Origin of the sequence: Desulfopila aestuarii DSM 18488, from assembly GCF_900143695.1 — a bacterium.
In the GTDB taxonomy this organism is placed as follows: domain Bacteria; phylum Desulfobacterota; class Desulfobulbia; order Desulfobulbales; family Desulfocapsaceae; genus Desulfopila; species Desulfopila aestuarii.
The window spans coordinates 49616-68166 of sequence record NZ_FRFE01000026.1 but is presented as its reverse complement, the minus strand read 5'-3'; the positions used below and the strand labels follow the sequence as shown (position 1 = coordinate 68166).

Here is an 18551-nt window from a genome sequence, read left to right as displayed (position 1 = left end):
TCTGCTTTTCCTGGACCTGGGATTGTACCGCAAGAGGAAAAAAACGCGGTTGCGGTTCGTGAGAAACCTTCAATGAGCTCTTTCGACGCCAGTAACCAAATGTCGCCAAAGAGAGCATGTTCTCCCGGCAATATGATGATTGCGTCAGGCCGCTACTCTCCCATGAGCGGATGTGTTCCTGCCAATATTCCTGCTTGGCCGACCGATTCTTGCTATGCTCTGTTTTCATTGTGCCCTCCCGTGGTCTGGTTTGCCACAATGAAACAGATTGTTAACGATATGAAAAGATGGCGTTTGTTGAGCGCTTACGAAAGAGTGGTTGATGCAGGTTATTCAGGATCAGTTGAAGACTGTCATTAAACTGCATCCTATTCCCGTCCTTATCGACATAGGCCGACAGAAGAAGAACGGCCGTTTCGCCTTCGATTTTTTGTAAAGCATCGGCAAATTCCGTATAGGAATGATCCCCAAGTGAGAGTTCTGTGAAGACAACTTGCGGATATGTGTTTGAAAGAGCACGAAATGTGTTTAAATCACCTATACTGCTCGGTGTCTTATCCACCAGGACAAGCACCGTTTTAGTTTTTGGAAGGAGATCAAGCATCATCTCTACCGTTTCTTTCATCGAGACGGCCTCGATCACCCCGGTTATGCCTTGTCTACCATTCAGTTCTCTAGCCTTGGCAATATTATTAACCCCAAAAAATACTGCAGACTGAGTGGGAAAGAGATTTGCTTTGTGTTTGAGCAGGAACAACAGAGCATCGTCGTCCGCTGCCATTATCACATTATAGGGTTTTGTTCTGTTGAGTTTATACGAAAGTAAATCTAGGAAGAGGGTCTCGATTGTATCATCGGAAAACCGTTTTTTGTCCATGAACTCGACATCAAGGGCAATCCCTTTCTCGGTAAAAACCGATTTGATGCCGTTCACTTGTTGGAAAAATGTTGGAAATCCAGGGTGGTAGGAACTGATTAGAAGCACTCTTGCTGGCTCTGATCCAGCCAAAGTGTTTTCTTCATCAGACCACAGTAAACCGAAAATAAGTATCCAAACGAGAAGCAATACCTTAATTTTGCCCACGAGTTTTACCCAGCAAAGTTTGAATAGCATCTGTTGAAAAGATCAGCTGTCAGCGTTGAAGAGAACTGCGATGTCGTCGTCATCGCCAATTACCGCGTTAAAAATCCTATCCTTTGTCTTGCGCGAGTGTATCAAGAAAATCGGGATACAAACGTCTGAAACAGTCAGGGCAGATACCATGGGAGAAGTCAACCTGAGGAATTTTCCTATGCAAATACTTTTCTATTTCCTGCCATTGATTCTTTTCAGTTCTCACTTTTTTACAGCCAGAGCAAAGAGATATAAACCCAGTTAACTGTGTCCGCCTAGTCAATTCCTGCTCGAGCTCCTCAACTGCATCTGACTGTATTTGTTCTATTATCCTTTTTCGTTCAAGAGCAAGGGCAAGCTCCTGGTTCTCCGATTGAAGCTCGATAAGTCTGTTTCTCCGCTCCTGCTGAAGCAAATAATAATCTACCGATTCGTTCAGTTTTGCATTCACTTCATCTCTATCCATCGGCTTTGTAATGAACCTGAAAATTTCACCTGAATTTATACACGGCAACAGTTGAGCTGTCATGGTGTAAGCGCTTAGGACAAGACGCACCGTTTCAGGATAATTCTTTTTTACATGTCTCAGAAGAGCGAGCCCATCCATTTCGGGCATTTTCATGTCGGTTACCAGCACATGGACAGGTTGCATTTCCATAATTTTGAGTGCATCCTGACCACTATTAGCGAAATGAACAGAATAGGGAGATTTTCTTAAAATTCTGTAAAGACTGTTAAGAGCTGATTGTTCATCGTCAACAAAAAGAATGTGTATGTTTTTCACGTATAACCTCAATAAACCATAGAAGATTAATCAATATTGGGAATTTAATTTTCAGTGTACAGAAAATTGAAGTTGACCAGGTGCGCACTCCCCATAGTACTCCACACAGTTGCAGTTCTGTTTGATCTGATCTGCCCCCTTTCTCTTATTCAAAGTGGAGGGAGTTGAATCGTGAAGACACTCCCCCCATTTTGAGGACAGGTTAATGCCAGCTTTCCTTTATGCTTCTCAACAATTATGTCGTAGCAAATGCTCAAACCTAGACCAGTGCCTTTCCCCGGTGGTTTGGTGGTGAAGAAGGGTTCGAAAATGCGGTTGCGAATGTCTTCAGGAACACCCGGTCCGTCATCAGAGATTTCGCAGCAGACCATCGCATTTTCAAGCCAGGTTCGGATTTCAATCCTGCCTTTTTCACTTCGTTTCTGCATTTCGATGGCCTGGGCTCCATTTATTATAAGGTTTAGAAATACCTGATTGAGCTGCTCTGGCAGACAGACTACCTGGGGTATATCACCAAGGTTTTCGTCGACATCAGCGCAATATTTATAAGAGCTCCTGGCAATGACCAAGGTATCCTGGATGCACTTGTTGATATCAGAAGGTACGAACTGGCCAGTGTGATCTACGTGAGAAAACGCTCTCATGCTGTCGATGATTCTGACTATTCTATCGAATCCTCTTCGTGATTCTTCGAAAAGCATCGGAAGATCGTCTAATATGTAATCAATCTGCAGCTCTTTCTCCTTTTCTCTTACAACTATGGCCAGGCTCTCATCCCATCCACTGCTTGCAGATTTGTCGACAATCGAGCGATAGTTTTGTATTATTTCTGTGATATCTTCTATGTAGTCGGTTAACGCAACAAAGTTACCGTTGACAAAATTAATAGGGTTATTGAGTTCATGAGCCATGCCAGCTGCCAGTAGCCCAACCGAGGCCATCTTTTCCTGGAGGACCATCTGCGCATGCATTTCCTTTAACCTGGCGGCTCTATCCTGAACCCGTTCTTCAAGCGTTTCATTAATTTCTCGCAATTGAGACTCGACTTTTTTCAGATCGGTAATATCAACACGAAACCCTACAACTCCCCCATCTCGTGTCCGGCGTTCAGATATTCTGAGCCAGGTACCGTCAGCCAATTTTTGTTCAATGGTGCTGGAAGGACTCAGATGTTGCACCATACGCTCAGCCAGCCACTTTTTCTCTCTGCCAACAGCATCGGCGTATTGTCCTTTTTCCAGCCCCTTGCGAAGAATGTCCTCAAATCTTTCGCCTATGGTGATGAACTCTGCAGATTCTTTGTATATCTCCAGGTATCTCTTGTTGTGCAGCACCAGGCGGTCGTCAGCGTCATACAGCACGAAGCCATCATCCAAGGCCTCAATCGCTGTGATGAGACGCTCCTGGCTTTCTTTAAATTTTTCCTCGGCCGCCTTCCTTGAGGATATATCACTATGGGTTCCGGACATACGCAATGGCAAACCATCCTTTGTCCACTCCATGACCCGACCTCGGTCATGCACCCAGACCCAGTGCCCAGCTTTATGACGCATTCGGCACTCGCAGTCATAAAGATCCAACTCACCATTGAAGTGTTTTTCAAGAAGCTGGCTGGTTTGTTCTAAATCGTCTGGATGGGCAAGTTCTAGCCAAGTTTCGATGCTTACAGGAGTCAGTTCATCCAGAGTGTAGCCGACAATTTCAGCCCAGCGGTCATTGAAAACCGTTTCACCGGTCTGGATGTTCCAGTCCCATACACCTATATGGGTGCCGCGAATGACGAGATCAAGCCTTTCCCTTTGGGAGTCTAAAGCTATCTCCATCTGTTTTCGTCTTGTAATATCTCGACCGATGCAGATTAGCCCTGCAGAACCCCCCTCTTCTGTCTTATGTGGAGTAATTTTCACGTCTAGAAGGAGACTCTCACCTTCATACAAATCGACCCAGTACTCATCTTGTACAGTTTTTCCGGTCAGCAGAATTTCTTGGCACTGTTGCTCTAGGAGCTTTGCCGTCTGATTACCAAAGATTTCGAAGGGACTGTTGTCACCCGGATTATTCTCACTGCCCGCAAACAATCTGAGAAAAGCGGGATTGCTCCCCGTATACCTTAGCCGTCGATCCATATAGAAAATCGGATCTGGGATCGCTTCGATCAGGCTATGCAGAAAAGCTTTCTCCTGTGCTAGCTCGTTCTCTGCTTTCTTTCTGCTTTGTATTTCCGCTTGAAGGTTGGTATTGATTCTCTGTATTTGATCTTTTTTCCTATTGGCCTCAACGAGCCGTTCCTCAAAAACTAGTGCCTTCGTGCTGAAGCGTACAATGAGGACTATGACGCCAATCACCCCCATGCTGAACATAGTGAGGACTATGAGATATCGCATTGGTTTTGCTGCATCATCTACATTTTTTCGATCGACAAAACGTATCAGCATGGCGTCTAAACCAGTAACGGCTTGATAAACGGCAACAACTCCTCTAGAAATTCCTGGAAGGTTGTCTTCCATAAACCGTATGCCTGAGGTTGCGTTTTCTGCCGATGTGGTACTGTCAGCTTCCACTAGTCTCATCAATGCTCCGGCCAACTGGAAAATCCCTCTGTCTAAAGAGGCCCCCTCTCCATCAGCTCCGTAGAGCACTATGCTGTCGAGGCTGCTGCTTACTTTTTTGCTGTTTTTCTCAGTTTGGAGGAATTGTCTGTTTAGAGTTTCCAGGTTCACCCACCCTGCCACACAACCCAGTTGATTCCCATTACGGATTACAGGAGAGGTAAACCGTAAAGAGGAGGGTGTGCCAGATTCCAAACTGACAGACCTCAAGCATGGAAGAATTGTTGAATCAGAGGTTCTAATCCGTTGGGTTAAATCTTTTTGCGGAGAAAAAGACTCAAGAATCTGACTTCCTTCATTTGAAAACAATACCAGCCTGCTCCAGATAGCTTCACCACCAAAAGCAGTGGTTTCACTTAAACTGTCAAACTCTCTGTAGACAAGATTAAGACTCCCTCTAAGCCCATATTCCATGGACATTCCAAGAGACTTATTGATGAAAAATGTTGCGGCAGCATTACTATTGGAGGTCAGTTTCTCCATGTCACTCATGCGCTCCATAACAAAATAGGATATGGCATCCGATCTTGCTGCAAGGTCAACCTGTAGAAACCGCATTGCTTCCTGTTGCAATCTCCACTGCCCCTGGTAATTGAGCCCAAGCAGAAATGCTATAATTCCTATCAACAGCAGACCAGCAAATGCTGTATACCACCGCTGAGAACCTTTCCTGGAACTCTTCTGGCGTAAAACCTGACCGTCTTTACCCAAAGGATAGAGCCAAAACAGCATACATTTTCCGTTATCGTGAAAAAAAATCTGGATAGTAATCTAATACATCCGGGTAGTAGCGTTTCACCAGATTTAGGTACCTGCCGTCCTCAGATATCTTTCTAAAGAAACCATTGAAGGCTTCAAGCAGCTCAATATCGTCAGGCCGAAAGGCCACACCCATCTGCTGCTGGGGGGAGAGGGGACCTATAATTTTGAATTGCCCGGGCCACTTTCCAAGAGCAACGAGCGCATCGGGAACATCAAGGATTGCCGTCTCAGACTCACCTTTTATGACAGCCGGAGCCAGTTCGTTCATACCGCCTGGAAAAAATCGTATTTGTGTACCTTCCTCTTGAAGTCGGTACAAGCTGGGGTCCAGACATGTATCTGCCTTGCCGAGGACCTCACGCCCTGGCAGCAAAGCCTTGACAGCAGCTATGTCTTTGTCGAGATCTCCGCTGGGGGAGATAGGCCTCAAATCGGAACTCAGGCCGGAGATCAACCATACCTGGGTAGGAAAGGTGGGGTGAGAATAAGCTACTGCTTTTTGGCGCCAGTCAAGGATAGTCAGTCCATTGGCAATGACATCGCCTTTAATGGGGGTTGCATCCCCGAAGATCACATTTTCTCCGTCAGGAATCACTTTCCGGCCAACCAGATCAGGAATGACCGAGCTCCAGGTTGTTTCCACATACTGGTATTGCACCCCGAGATATTTTGCAAAAAGCTGCATCATTTCAACTGAAAGCCCACCGCCACTGCCATCAATAAAGTTAGCGTATGGAACTCCAAGATGGCGGAGCACCCCACGCTTTTTGATGTCCGTCAGGTCATTGGCAACTGCTGGGCTACAAGCTAAAAAAAAAGTAAGTAGAAGTAAGGCAAATTTATTTTTCATGGTTGGTTCCTTCGATAAAATTTAGTCTTCAATCAGGTAGTAGCCTTCAGAGTCCTTTGTAACAGAAGTGATCCCAGGATATTCCCGCTCCAAAGAACAGAGTGTTGCATCTGCTTTTTTTAACTGATCTCTTAAATTATCTCGTTCCAAAATCAGGTCCAGTGAGGCGAGAGATCTTCTTAGGTCGGCTCTGAGGTTGTCAGGATCAACAGGTTTAAGAAAATACTTATAGACCCCAACGTTGTTAACGGCCTTTAATGCGACTTCAAGATCTGATGCGGCTGTCAGCATTATTGTGACGATATGCGCATATTTTTGACGAACTATTCTGAGCATGCTCAAACCATCCATCTCTGGCATCATGTAGTCACTAATCACCAGATCAACGTCATTCGTCTCAAGAAGATGAAGAGCATCTAGGCCATTCTCTGCTGTAAGCACTCTGTATGGCTCTTTGCGTAATATACGCCTCATGGTTTTCAGAAAGTCAACCTCATCATCAACGACTAAGACGGTATGCTCCGGTCTCATAATTGGCCCCCTCAAAATAATTTCATTTTTTTTGGTGATTCCAGGATTGCGTTGCTCAAGCATTTGAAATATCGAGTCCATTGCTTTCATGTGTTGAAGTAAATGGTCAATATCCCTGGAAGCGTTCAAAGATTCCATGATGCGAGACAGGTGTGTCTTAAAATTACTGTAGTTGACAGGTTTGATGTGAAAGCCGTCTACACCGATGATATTGACGGCCCCTATAGCCAGATGAACATCTGAGATACCTGTCAACACAACAATCGCTATATGGGGATATTCAACACGGATTTTTTTTAGTAGATCCATACCGCTCACCCCCGGCATCTGATAATCGCTTACTACAAGATCAATATTCACCGTCTCCAATATTCGAAAAGCTCTATGGCTGTTGCTAGCTGAAAGTATCCTGTACGGCTCTTTCCTTAATGCGCGCAGCGTGCTGTCTAAAAAATCTTTCTTGTCATCGACGACAAGCACGGTATTCATGAAATAACTCCTATCAATTGAATTCTTTAATCTATTCTTTAATGCAAAAGCGCCTGTTGTTCTTCATCGGAATCGACGAATTCGAGTGCAATCAGCCGAAATTGTTCTTCAACCTCTAGAAACGCTTCAACCAGTACAGGGTCAAAATGTTTACCCTTCTCTGCAGCAATGATTGACACCGCCTTACCGTGAGTGAACGGAGGTTTATATACTCTCTTGCTTATCAGAGCGTCATAAACATCGGCTATGGCCATAATCCTGCCACAAAGAGGGATGTCCTCGGCTGAAAGATTCATGGGGTAACCGGAGCCGTTCCATTTTTCGTGGTGGCTGTAACATATATCCTTTGCCAACGAGAGAAACGACCCTTCGACCTGCTGTAAATCAACCGATGAACGGTCCTCCTTGACAGCAGAAGCGGCATGGATTTTCAGACTATCTACCACCCGGTTAGCCTGTGGTGAGCGAATCAGCTGCCGCTCGGCTCTGGCCAGGCAATCTCCTCCGTAGACCGTGTGTCTTTTCATGGTATCAAACTGCTCCTTCGATAAAGCATCTGGTTTGAACAATATTGTATCAGGGATAGCCACTTTACCTATGTCGTGCAGTGGGGCTGAAATGAAAAGAAGATCTATTTGTTCAGTGGTGAGATAGGGCGCATAGCGCGAATGACTCGAAGCCTCCTCAGCAAGCAGCCGCACATAATTTTGAGTTCTTCGAATATGCCCACCTGTTTCAGGATCCCTGTATTCGGTCAAATGAGCGAGGGTCTCAATGGTAATCTCTTTGATAAGGGTCAACTCACGGCTTCTCTCTATTACAAGCCTATCGAGATGGTCTCGATGCTGTTTCAGTTTCAGCTGGTTCCAAACCCGTGACCTCACAATGGCGGGTCGGAAAGGCTTGGTAATGTAATCGGCAGCGCCAATTGATAACCCCTGCGCCTCGTCGTCCTCATCTGCCAGGGAAGTGATGAATATAATCGGGATCGCAGCGGTACGAATGTCATGTTTCAGCATTTTGCAAAGTTCAAAACCACTTATACCCGGCATCTGAATATCAAGGAGGATGCAGTCCGGCTGAGGATCAGAACAAGCCAGCATAAATGCATGTTCACCTGTTTTCGCAGCAACGAGGGCATATTGGCATTTCAGGATATTCATAAGCAGATGAATATGTTCAACAGTGTCATCAACTATGAGCAATTTTTCTGTTTTCATAATCAATCTGATGGCAAGTTCTCAGAAATCATTTAACAAACAATCAAGTTCGACAGCTGTCGATCGTATTGCAACATGATCTATCTCGTATAGTGCCGCTGCAAATTCGGCAGTTTTCTCCATTATCCGTACGTCCGCTCCCGCACATATCTCTTGAAATTGCTCTCCAAGGTCCAATGCCTTTGAGAAGTCAACATCAATAAGGGATACGGCTTCCATCAGTATTTTTCTTGCCTTGCCTGAAGCATACAAATTCCCTACAGATTCATGGTCCTGGTACTTTGAGCCATGCAGTTGGTTGAGAGAATCAAGGACTTCCTTGAGTTTTCCCTCAACCTTCATTAGCTGCATTGCCACATCGCTTTCTCCGCTCTTTAGCAGATTCTCCAGTTCTGCTGCGTCAGATGCAAGCTTGTCGCATCCCAAGCTTTCGGCCACACTTTTTAGGGTATGTGCCTTCAGCACGCCTTCATCAGTTCGCTGCGCCCGAAGAGACTTGCGGATATCTTGCACAGCTCGAGCAAATTTATGTTCAAACGATTCAAGCAGTCTGCTGTAAAGCATTTCGTTGCCTGATGATATTTCCAAGCCTTTTCTGAAGGAGATCCCATGTAGGCCTTGCGTAAATTTCTTCAGTTTCGGTATAGGTTGAGCAGGCTGGGTAGTAGAAGAGACGGAAACAGCATCACTCCCCTTCCGGTCTGGTTTAACCCAACGTCTGATTGTCTGAATCAACTCAAAAGGCTTTACAGGTTTGGCAATGTAGTCATCCATACCAGCCTCAAGACATTTTTCTTTGTCCCCCACCATTGCCGCGGCCGTCATAGCTATTATCGGGAGGTCTTGATTACTTTTACCGCTTGCCCTAATTTGCTTGGTCGCTGCAAGGCCGTCAAGTACCGGCATCAGGACATCCATGAGAACAAGATCGTAGCAATGGCAGTTCACTTTCCTGACCGCATCAAGGCCATCTTTGGCAAGCGTTACAACCAGGCCGGAGCGCAACAATATCTCCTTTATTAATTCTTGGTTTATGTCATTATCTTCGACAACCAATATTGAAATGCCACTCAGCCCACATACTGGTCTGGAAAGGAGACAGGGGCCACTTTTTCCTTTGTCATGTTCTCGAAAAAGTTCTTCTATACACCGCATGATGGTAGCTGAATTAGCTGTTTTCATTATAAATCCATCTGCGCCAAGCTGCTTTGCACGGGATTTATTGTCAGGTGAGTCATTACCGGTGAGAACGAGAATTTTTGTGAGGTTCAGCTCATTGTTTTTCCTGATGGAGCGGCACACAGCAAAACCATCAATAGGTTGCATAGCAAGATCCAGCACTACCAGGTCTGGCTTGAGCTGCAAGACCTTCACTCCCGCTTCAAAGCCGTCGGCAGCTTCATGTACATTGTAGCCATTACGTCTCAGCCTGCGCTTGAGGGTTTCGCGGACAAGGGGCTCGTCATCGACGACGAGAACTGTTCGTTTGGCAGGAATTCTGCTATTCCGGCGGAGATTGGCACTCAATCGTACATTTTTTTCTTTAGACTCTGTGGACAGCAGATCTTTGAAGGCTGTATATAGAACATGCTGTTGCACAGGTTTTTCTAGAAAACCGTCAATCAACAGCCCGTTGGCCTCTTGCTTAACATTCTCAAGCCCGTATGCCGTTGCCACCAGAATCTTCGGCCTAGGCCGCAGCTCAGGATCATTCTGTATCGCTCTTATTGTATCAACGCCGCTAATGTCATGCATTTTCCAATCGAGAATAACGAAGCGAAACGGGATGGCATTGACCGAGGCGCTCTTCAACACCTCCAGGGCCTCTCTTCCGGAACCGGCGGTCTCTACCTGAACGCCCCACAATGCAAACGCCTTGGTGAAGATGGTTCGGCAGACCGGATTGTCATCCACCACCAGAACTCTGCAGCTTTTTAGATCGACGTTGGGCGTAGACCGATGAGGTGATTTTTTGTTGTTGCAGCCAAGTCGGACCGTGAAGGCAAATATGCTGCCAACTCCCTCCTGGCTTTCCGCCCATATTTCCCCCCCCATAAGCTGAACCAGATTTTTACAGATTGCCAGTCCGAGTCCGGTGCCGCCATATTTCCTGGAGGTAGAATTGTCAGCCTGTAAAAATGGTTTAAAAAGTCTTTCCAATTGGTCTCTGTTCATACCAATTCCAGTATCCTTAACTGAAAACTCGAGTAAAACTTCATGGTCTGAACAGATATGGGTTGTTGCCGCGATGGATATCTCCCCTTTTTCGGTAAACTTTATGGCATTGTTGACAAGATTAAGAAGTACCTGGCCGATCCGTAAAGGATCACCGACTAACGAGGCCGGTATTGAAGGTGCAATCTCAAAAATAATCTTCAGCCCTTTTCTTTCTGCTTTGAGAGAGATTACATTGCTGAGCTTACCAAGCACCTCATCAAGCCTGAAAGGCACAATCTCAAGATCCAGCTTACCCGCATCTATTTTAGAAAAATCAAGTATATCGTTGACAATGTTCAATAGACTCTCGGCGGCATCAGAGGATTTACTTAGATAGTTATATTGTTGTTCCGTCAATTCTGTCTGCAATACCAGCCCGTTAAAGCCCATGATCGTGGTCAGAGGGGTACGAATTTCATGGCTCATCTTTGCAAGAAACTCTGAACGCACCCTGGTGCAATTTTCGGCTATTTCTTTATTCCTCCTAAGTTCAGAGACATCACTGATGGTCCAGATAATTTTGTGCTCATGCGCCCCACAGAAAACCGTCCTTTCTGCTTTCGCAGAGACTGTGCACCAGACTACATCGCCAGTCCTGTGTCTCAGAGGCACCTCCATCATCGTAATCTGACCGTATTTGATGGCTTCTTGAAATTGCGCAACAGAGGTGTCCCATTTTTCGTTTTCCATAAGCAGATCAAGCAAGCTCAAGCTTTTCATTTTAAGAGCGGAAGTAAACCCCAGCATCTGCGCTGCCATGTCGTTGCATTGCAAAATCACACTATCTTCATGTGTAACCAGTATCCCGACTTGAGCTGTATCAAGAATCTGTTGAAGCTCATGTTTTGTTCTTTGAATGTGAGATTCTATCTGCTTCCTGCGGGTGATGTCGCGAATTGTGCCCACTAAGTACCACTGTTTCTCTATCTGAAATGCCGATACTGCAACCTCTGCGGCGAAGGTGGTCCCATCCGAACGGGCAGCAGTGAACTCATGAACCCCTCCGATTATGTGCCCTTCCCCTGTGTCTTTGAAGCGTTTCAACCTAACTTGAACTTGTGTTCTTTCTGTTTTACTTGGCAACAACAGCTCATGAATATCTTTACCGGCAGCTTTATCTGCGCTTATCCCGAACATTTTCTCAGCGGCGGTATTCCAGAACAAAATTTTCGATGTATCGTCGATCATAATCATGGCATCGTGGATCGCTTCGCTCATCGCTTCAATCTTGCTTTCCGTTATTTTTAAACGTCGTTCAGCCCTCTCGCGCAGTGCTACGAAGCTTTTTTTTTCTATTAGCAGGTCTCGTGACTCCAGCGCCCTCCGGAGCATGATTTTAAATCCACACCATTCAACCGGCTTGGTGAAAAACTTGTACACCCCCGCAGTGTTTACTGCTTCTACAGCAATGTTGATATCAACGGCGGCAGTAAGCATTACGGTAATGATGCGGCCATACCTTTTCTGAATTATGGAAAGCAGAGTCACACCATCCATCTCCGGCATTAAGCAATCACAGACAACGAGATCGATGCGGTGTTTTTGGAGAAGTTCAAGTGCCTCCTTCCCACTGGTGGCGGTAATCAGCCTGTAGGGCTCGTTTTTCAGCATACGTCGTGATGTTGCAATAAAATCTGCCTCATCGTCGACTATGAGTATCGCATGTCTGGTTTCTGAGCTATCTCGCTGCAGATGGCATATGGTCATTGGGAAGTATCCGGTCTGTTATTAAAATCTATTCATCTCGCTCAGCTTGGCGTATATTCCCTCACCCCGTCGGGCTGTCAAGTATTTGCCGCAGGATTTGTGCCAGATCTTTTTTCAAAACTGGCTTCAACAGATAGCCGTTTACCCCCATAAGCTGGCTTTTTTCATCATCCATTTTCTCACTGAAACCGGTAAAGACAACGACGGGTAAACTTGGCCGCACGCGTTTGATTTCTGCGGCCAGCCTTTCTCCCGTCATATTCGGCATGGTAAGATCAGTGAGAACCAGATCATATTGCTGCGGATTTGCCAGGTACAACTCAAGCGCCTCGATGCTGGACGTTCGGGACGTGACGCGATAACCAAGTCTGGTAAGCATTGAGTTGACGAGTTTGACGATCGAAACTTCATCATCGACCAGCAAGATCCGCTCGCTGCCGCCCTGGAGTTTTTCATCAGGGAACTGCAGTAAAGCCTGCTCACCATAATTTGAAATTGGGAAATAAACCCTGAAGGTCGAGCCGCCACCTTTTTTGCTCTCTACATCAATGGCCCCCCCAAATTTTCTGACGATACCGTGCGACACAGACAACCCCAGCCCGGTCCCTTTTCCTTCAGCTTTGGTGGTAAAATATGGATCAAAGATGCGAGGAAGGGCCTTCTCGTCAATCCCTTCGCCGGTGTCGGTTACGGTCAGACAGACGTAACGCCCCGCCTTCACTTCCAACCTGTCTGCGAGATCCTCATTGACCTGCAATGAATCGAGGAGAATGGTGAGTCTTCCCCCGTTTTTTTCCATGGCATGGAAGGCGTTAGTAACCAGATTCATGACCACCTGGTGGATCTGGGTAGCATCTGCCATAATCAGTGGACATTCTTTATGAACGGTTTCTCTAATATTAATGGTGCTGGGCAGTGTTGCCCTCATAAGCTTGACTACCTCCTTGACGATGATCTGAACTTTCACTGGCTTCAGTTTGAGCTCACCCTGACGACTGAACGTCAGAATCTGTTTGACCAGATCTGCTGCCCGTAAAGCTGAATCCATTATCCCTGTTACGTAACTATGCAGCGAACTTCCTTGGGGGAGATCTTCATGGAGAATCTCTGCAGCTCCTATTATTGGGAAAAGTATATTGTTAAAATCATGGGCAATTCCTCCGGCAAGCGTGCCTATCGCCTCAAGTCGCTGAGCTTGCAGAAAGCGATCTTCCATATCAAGCATCTCTGTTATGTCACGCATCACGGCGACGAAGTTTACGATCCTTTCCTTTTCATCTTTTACCGGACTGATTGTTCCCTCTTGGATATACAGCGAGCCGTCTTTCTTCTTGTTTGTTATTCGTCCTTGCCAAATACGTCCCGCATTCAGGTCTTCCCACATCTCGTTGTAAAATTGGTCATCATGCTTCCCGCTCTTGAATATTCTCGGGTTTTCTCCGATTATCTCTTCCTTTGAATATCCAGACGCCAGAGAAAAGCTGGGGTTGACATACTCGATTCGCCCTTTGTCGTCGGTGATCATGATAATCTCAGCAGCCTGGTCAATAGCCAAAACCAGCCTGCGCAGTTCTGCCTCGCGTTTCCTTGCTTTTGTAAGGTCTGTCGCCACACCGCACAAAGCAATTACTTTACCGTTATCGTCCTGGATTACGTTGGTGCGTAAATCAAGGTATAGCAAACTTCCATCTGAGGCGATGTTAACTACTTCTCCGTGCCACGAACCTTTGCCGATAGTGTTTTGGAGAATCTCTTCCTGGGAGGGGCTAGTTTTTAGAGGCAGATCAAAAACTGATATGTTCTTGCCAATGAACCACTCCCGCGACCGCTTCATTGCACGAGCCTGGGCCACATTGACATCAATGATATTTCCATTCAGTTCAGTTATGGTTACACTATCAGAAATCTGGGCCAGTACTCTGGCCTGCATAGTAATCTGCTCCCTGATCTTTCTCTTATCTGTTATGTCAGCTATGAACCCCTCAAAACAAGAAGGCTGTTTTCCGTCACGGTTGACCATCTGGCCCCTCTCCCATAGCCATCGGACAGTCCCGTCCCTGTGTCGGATGGGGTATTCAATCTCATAAGGAGCATTTGCTGCTGCCGCAGACTGGACCTTGTTCCATATATCCTGCCTATATTCAGGCTCAATCAGATCTGCGTAGAACCCTCCATTATTACCAGTAAGCTCTTCTGGTTCGTAGCCCGTGAGACTCAGAGATCCGTTACTCACGAACTCCCAGATCCACTCTTCATTGTTGGCGCAGCGGTATACCATACCGGGCAGATTATCCATCATCCTTTCGACCTCTCTCGCCGATTTCTGGAGTGACTCTTCTGCTCTTTTTCTTGTGACGATATCCCAAGCCATATTTGCCAGTGTGCTGACCTGTTCGATATCGCATTCGCTATAGTCTAATTGCTTGTTGCCGACACCGAGCATTGCCACTATGGTGTCGCCTGAAAAAACAGGAACGGTTAAAATGCGTGTGACAGGAACATGCCCCTTCGGCAGCCCCCTTGTATTGGATATATTTTCATAGTCATTATATATCAGAGGCTTGCGAAGGCGTATGCTGTCCGCCCAAATGCCAGCCTGCTCCACCGGGTAATGAAGATCAGTCAGGTTAACTGAGCAGATGCCTGTTTTTGTTTGTGAAGACCACTGCTGAAGGCTTATCAGCGATTCCTGCTCCGAAATATGATGGAAGAAGCCGATCTTGCTGTCGGTCAGGATTTCCGCCTCATCCAGGGTTTTTTGCAAGAGTGCCTCTAGAGAATTGTTATTGGCAAACTCACTGAGCAGCAAACGGGAGCTGAGCAACTTTTCCGTGCGCTTCCGATCGCTTATATTTTTCATTGAGACCAATATGCCGACTATCCCCTCATCGCCCCCATAGACGGGAGTCTTTGTGACAAGAAACCAGTCATCTCCGTGCCTTCTGTCAAAGGTCAATGTTTTTCCGTTGGCTATGGTTTCCTCGTCCTCCCGGTTGAATCTCTTCGCTGTCTCAGGCGGGTACAGTTCATCATTCTTCTGGCCAATGATTTGATCCTCTGACTTACCGATGTACTGGCAGAACGCCTGGTTGACCATCTGATACCTGCCTTCGGTATCTTTGAGTATGAAAATTTGAGAAGCTGCAGACAGGATTAATTTCATAAGAGAGCGCTCCTGGCCGATTATCTCGACGTCTTTACGCTCCTTGAGGGCAATCGCCAGATTACCTGCCAGCTGCTCGAAAAACTTAATCGATGCTTTGGAGAATCTTTCCTTACGATTGTCGTTCAGCTGCAGCAGTCCTATGACTTCATTACCAAAACGCAAAGGGATAAGAGCTACCGACTCATAGCCTTCTCCATGGCAGCGGTTGCGGGTTCTGGCTTGACGGTCCTTTTCACTTGTCGAGGCAAGCAGTGCGCTCGTACTGTTGGTAAAGAAGCTGCCGTTGTCAGTGAAAAATGGCAGTTCAGGGTTGTATCGGCCCAGGAGGATGTTGCCGCACATACATTCAAGCACCGGATTACCAGCCTCATCACGGATTGTATCTCCTCTGGAGTCTACTGAGCACAAGCTCTTTTCAGCTTCAATAAACGCATTAGGAAATCCACACCATTCATAATACGGGTAATCTTCCCCATCTTTCAGGCGAATTCCCACTGCCTCCATATCCGCCCATTCCGCCAGCTTCCTGCACACATCACGAACAAGCTGATGCACATCAGCCTGCTCGTTGATAATCTTCAACAGATCAAGACTTATTTTCCGCTCGGTCTCTGTTTTCTTCTGCTCAGTGATATCCTGCATCATTATGAGCAGGTGAGGCACGGTGTCGATTTCTATTTTTTCACCATTCAGGAGGATTGTTCGCTGGTGGCCATTATTTGTGTGCAGTTGAATCTCAATATTTTCCCCTTTATCCCCGTTCAGGCAAAGGTGTTGAATATGTTGGATATCCTCTTTTGAAAAAAGAGGAATACCCTCGGTGGTACTCCCAATCACTTCCTGTCGCGCATACCCTGTCGCTTCTGCAAAGGCCATGTTCACATCTATCCAGGTGCCTTTATCCTGAGATATTATCCCCATCATCAATGGACTATGATCATAGGCAACCCGGAATTTCTGTTCAGAGTGAGCCAGATTACGAAAGAGTGTTGCATACGGTTGCCTGAGCCCTTTTTGTATCAACGCCAGATACACTAGACAAGTTGAGATGATTTTGAAATAATGCCCGATCAGATTAGAAAGACCAAATACGCTAATGTAAAAGGTAAACGCCAGCTCAGCTATAACTGTCAGTCCGATGGAAAACATCATTAGCCATAGGACTACTCGGTTGAGAGCAGATCGTTTTCGCCACAAGAAGCCTGCCGACACAACGAGAATCAAGCTGATGAAATATTCACTGATCTTTTTAAAGGGTGTCAGCCCGGTTCCCTCAACAAAACAGTGTGGAAATACACCAATGTAGAAAATCGACGAGAGCATTAAGCTGGTGATAACAACATAAACGGACAATATGACGTTCATCCGGAGCGATCTGCCGATGAAAATGGCAAACATCAACAGACTGAGGCTTTCAAGATAACGCCCGGCAATCCAGAGTTGAGTTGGCAGGTCCGCACCGGCTTCCGGGAATACCCCCATTCCTTTATATGCGAGGGTATGTAGCAGATCGACAACGCCTATAAAAAGATAGGCTATACCAAGAAGTGGAAGCGAGTCATCAGAGAGAAACTGTCTAGTGTTCCATACCACCAGGCCCACAGACCATGCCACGCTGATGGAGACCAACTCAGCGAATGAGTGGAAAAGAAGATAATTGCTTCTGTCCGTCCAATATACCGCCAAAAGAATAAATGTCAGTATTCCTAGCCAGAAAAGAGAAAACCAGATATTTTTCTGCTCAATTACAGCTCGGTTTGAATTTTCCCCGTTACTGCGGGAAGAGAGCCTGCCAGATTGACATTCATCTACGTCAATTATCTCAAGATTCATCATTAACCTCAAAGGATGAGTCAATAAGATCCAATATCTGCCTGGAGTTCGCCGTTTTGGTGACATAAAAGTCAGCCCCTTCGCCCAGAATACGCGATTCATTCTCAGGTGAGTCTTGCCCTGTCATGGCAATAACCAAGATAGATTTTAGCTCTGGGTTGGTTTTGATAGTGCGGCACACCTCAAAACCATCAATACCTGGCATAAAAAGATCCAACACCACCAGGTCAGGCTTCAACTGCACCACCTTCATACCTGCCTGGAACCCATCCGAAGCGGTCTCAACCTGGTAATTCTTACGTTTCAAAAGTCTTGTGAAGGTTTTGAGGACGAGAGGCTCATCATCCACGACCAACACCGTTCTAGCTCTGGATTTCTTTTCAGGAAGTGCCTGTGCTTTTTTTAGGAGCTTGTCTATTTCACACTGTAAAATCCGATGGTGCCCTCCCGGTGTCACCAGTGCCTCCACGCTTCCAGACTTCACCCAGCTCCACATGGTGGTTCGATCTACACCGCAAATCCTTGCTGCCTGTGGGATTGTATAAAAATCTCTTTCCTGGATCATCTTTGTTGTTCTCAGGGTGTCACAATTTATTGTTAGCGATGCGTAAACATTTACACCATTATCATCGTATATAACATATTCGACAAATACAACATTTTTTTGGTCTCTAGCTGTGGCATGGCCTTGTGACAAAAGAAGATGATTTATTGGTAAAATAAGTAGTTAATCAATCTGGGTGGGGGCGGCAGATTCGAACGTACTGCGGAAAAGTTCTTTCCCTTATTTGGGGCTAGGAGTGCATTTGTCTTGCTGATGCAATGGCACACAGAGCAGAAACCTGTTTTTCAGGGTGCCCGTAACCGTGACTATTCATCACCATCACCAACCTTGGACCACGTCGGTCCTTGAAAAACTTTGGCTCGGTCAAAGAAGATTGGAGGATTTACAGTCTCAATTTTCTTAACCCGCCATACGAGGAGGCGCAGAAAGAGATACTGTTCGAGATGATGAAGACCACGGTTAAGAGAAGAGTCGCCGGTCATATTCTCGATTAATGTGGATCGAGGCCTATTCTTATTTTCATTGATTGTGGGCCCAGAAGTAAGTTGATTGCGGGTCCGGGTGTTTATAATTGCGGTCCGCTACAGCTAAGTATTTTCAGAACATTTCTCCATGAAAATATGAGAGAAAGCTTAACCAGGGTATCATTTTGTGGTGTCAATCGTTATCCTCTTTGCGCAAAAAAATGACGAGATTGCAGCTGG

10 protein-coding genes are annotated in these 18551 nt (G+C 46.1%); all 10 read right to left on the bottom strand.

All coding sequences use genetic code 11. The features are described 5' to 3' along the window. A partial coding sequence (tnpA, locus tag BUF15_RS26885; protein WP_327021844.1) for an IS66 family insertion sequence element accessory protein TnpA occupies nt 1-229 on the bottom strand: 229 nt, incomplete at its 3' end. A 42-nt stretch (nt 230-271) separates the two neighbouring features. Next, on the bottom strand, nt 272-1084 hold the full coding sequence (locus BUF15_RS20175; RefSeq protein WP_143170802.1) for a hypothetical protein: 813 nt from the start codon (nt 1082-1084) through the stop codon (nt 272-274). Between the two features lie 106 nt (nt 1085-1190). Continuing rightward, nucleotides 1191-1898, bottom strand: a complete 708-nt coding sequence (locus BUF15_RS20170; protein WP_073615522.1) for a response regulator — start codon at nt 1896-1898, stop codon at nt 1191-1193. 149 nt (nt 1899-2047) lie between these two features. Then, nucleotides 2048-5239 carry a PAS domain S-box protein gene (locus BUF15_RS28245; protein ID WP_073615521.1) on the bottom strand — a complete coding sequence of 1064 codons (3192 nt, stop codon included), beginning with the start codon at nt 5237-5239 and terminating at the stop codon, nt 2048-2050. Between the two features lie 10 nt (nt 5240-5249). After that, a complete protein-coding gene (locus tag BUF15_RS20160) occupies nt 5250-6119 on the bottom strand; it encodes a transporter substrate-binding domain-containing protein (protein WP_073615520.1) in 870 nt (289 codons plus the stop codon). A 21-nt stretch (nt 6120-6140) separates the two neighbouring features. Further along, nucleotides 6141-7139, bottom strand: coding sequence for a response regulator (locus tag BUF15_RS20155; RefSeq protein ID WP_073615519.1), 999 nt, complete (start codon nt 7137-7139; stop codon nt 6141-6143). A gap of 38 nt (nt 7140-7177) precedes the next feature. Beyond that, nucleotides 7178-8359: a response regulator gene (locus BUF15_RS20150; protein ID WP_073615518.1), complete on the bottom strand. Its 1182-nt coding sequence runs from the start codon at nt 8357-8359 to the stop codon at nt 7178-7180. A 21-nt stretch (nt 8360-8380) separates the two neighbouring features. After that, nucleotides 8381-12283 (bottom strand): response regulator, encoded by a 3903-nt coding sequence (locus BUF15_RS20145; protein ID WP_073615517.1) that lies wholly within the window; start codon nt 12281-12283, stop codon nt 8381-8383. A 61-nt stretch (nt 12284-12344) separates the two neighbouring features. Beyond that, nucleotides 12345-17285 (bottom strand): MASE3 domain-containing protein, encoded by a 4941-nt coding sequence (locus tag BUF15_RS20140; RefSeq protein ID WP_159441340.1) that lies wholly within the window; start codon nt 17283-17285, stop codon nt 12345-12347. Further along, nucleotides 17272-17847, bottom strand: coding sequence for a response regulator (locus BUF15_RS20135; protein ID WP_073615515.1), 576 nt, complete (start codon nt 17845-17847; stop codon nt 17272-17274). The genes BUF15_RS20140 and BUF15_RS20135 overlap by 14 nt, the downstream gene beginning before the upstream one ends. Nucleotides 17848-18551: the final 704 nt, after the last annotated feature.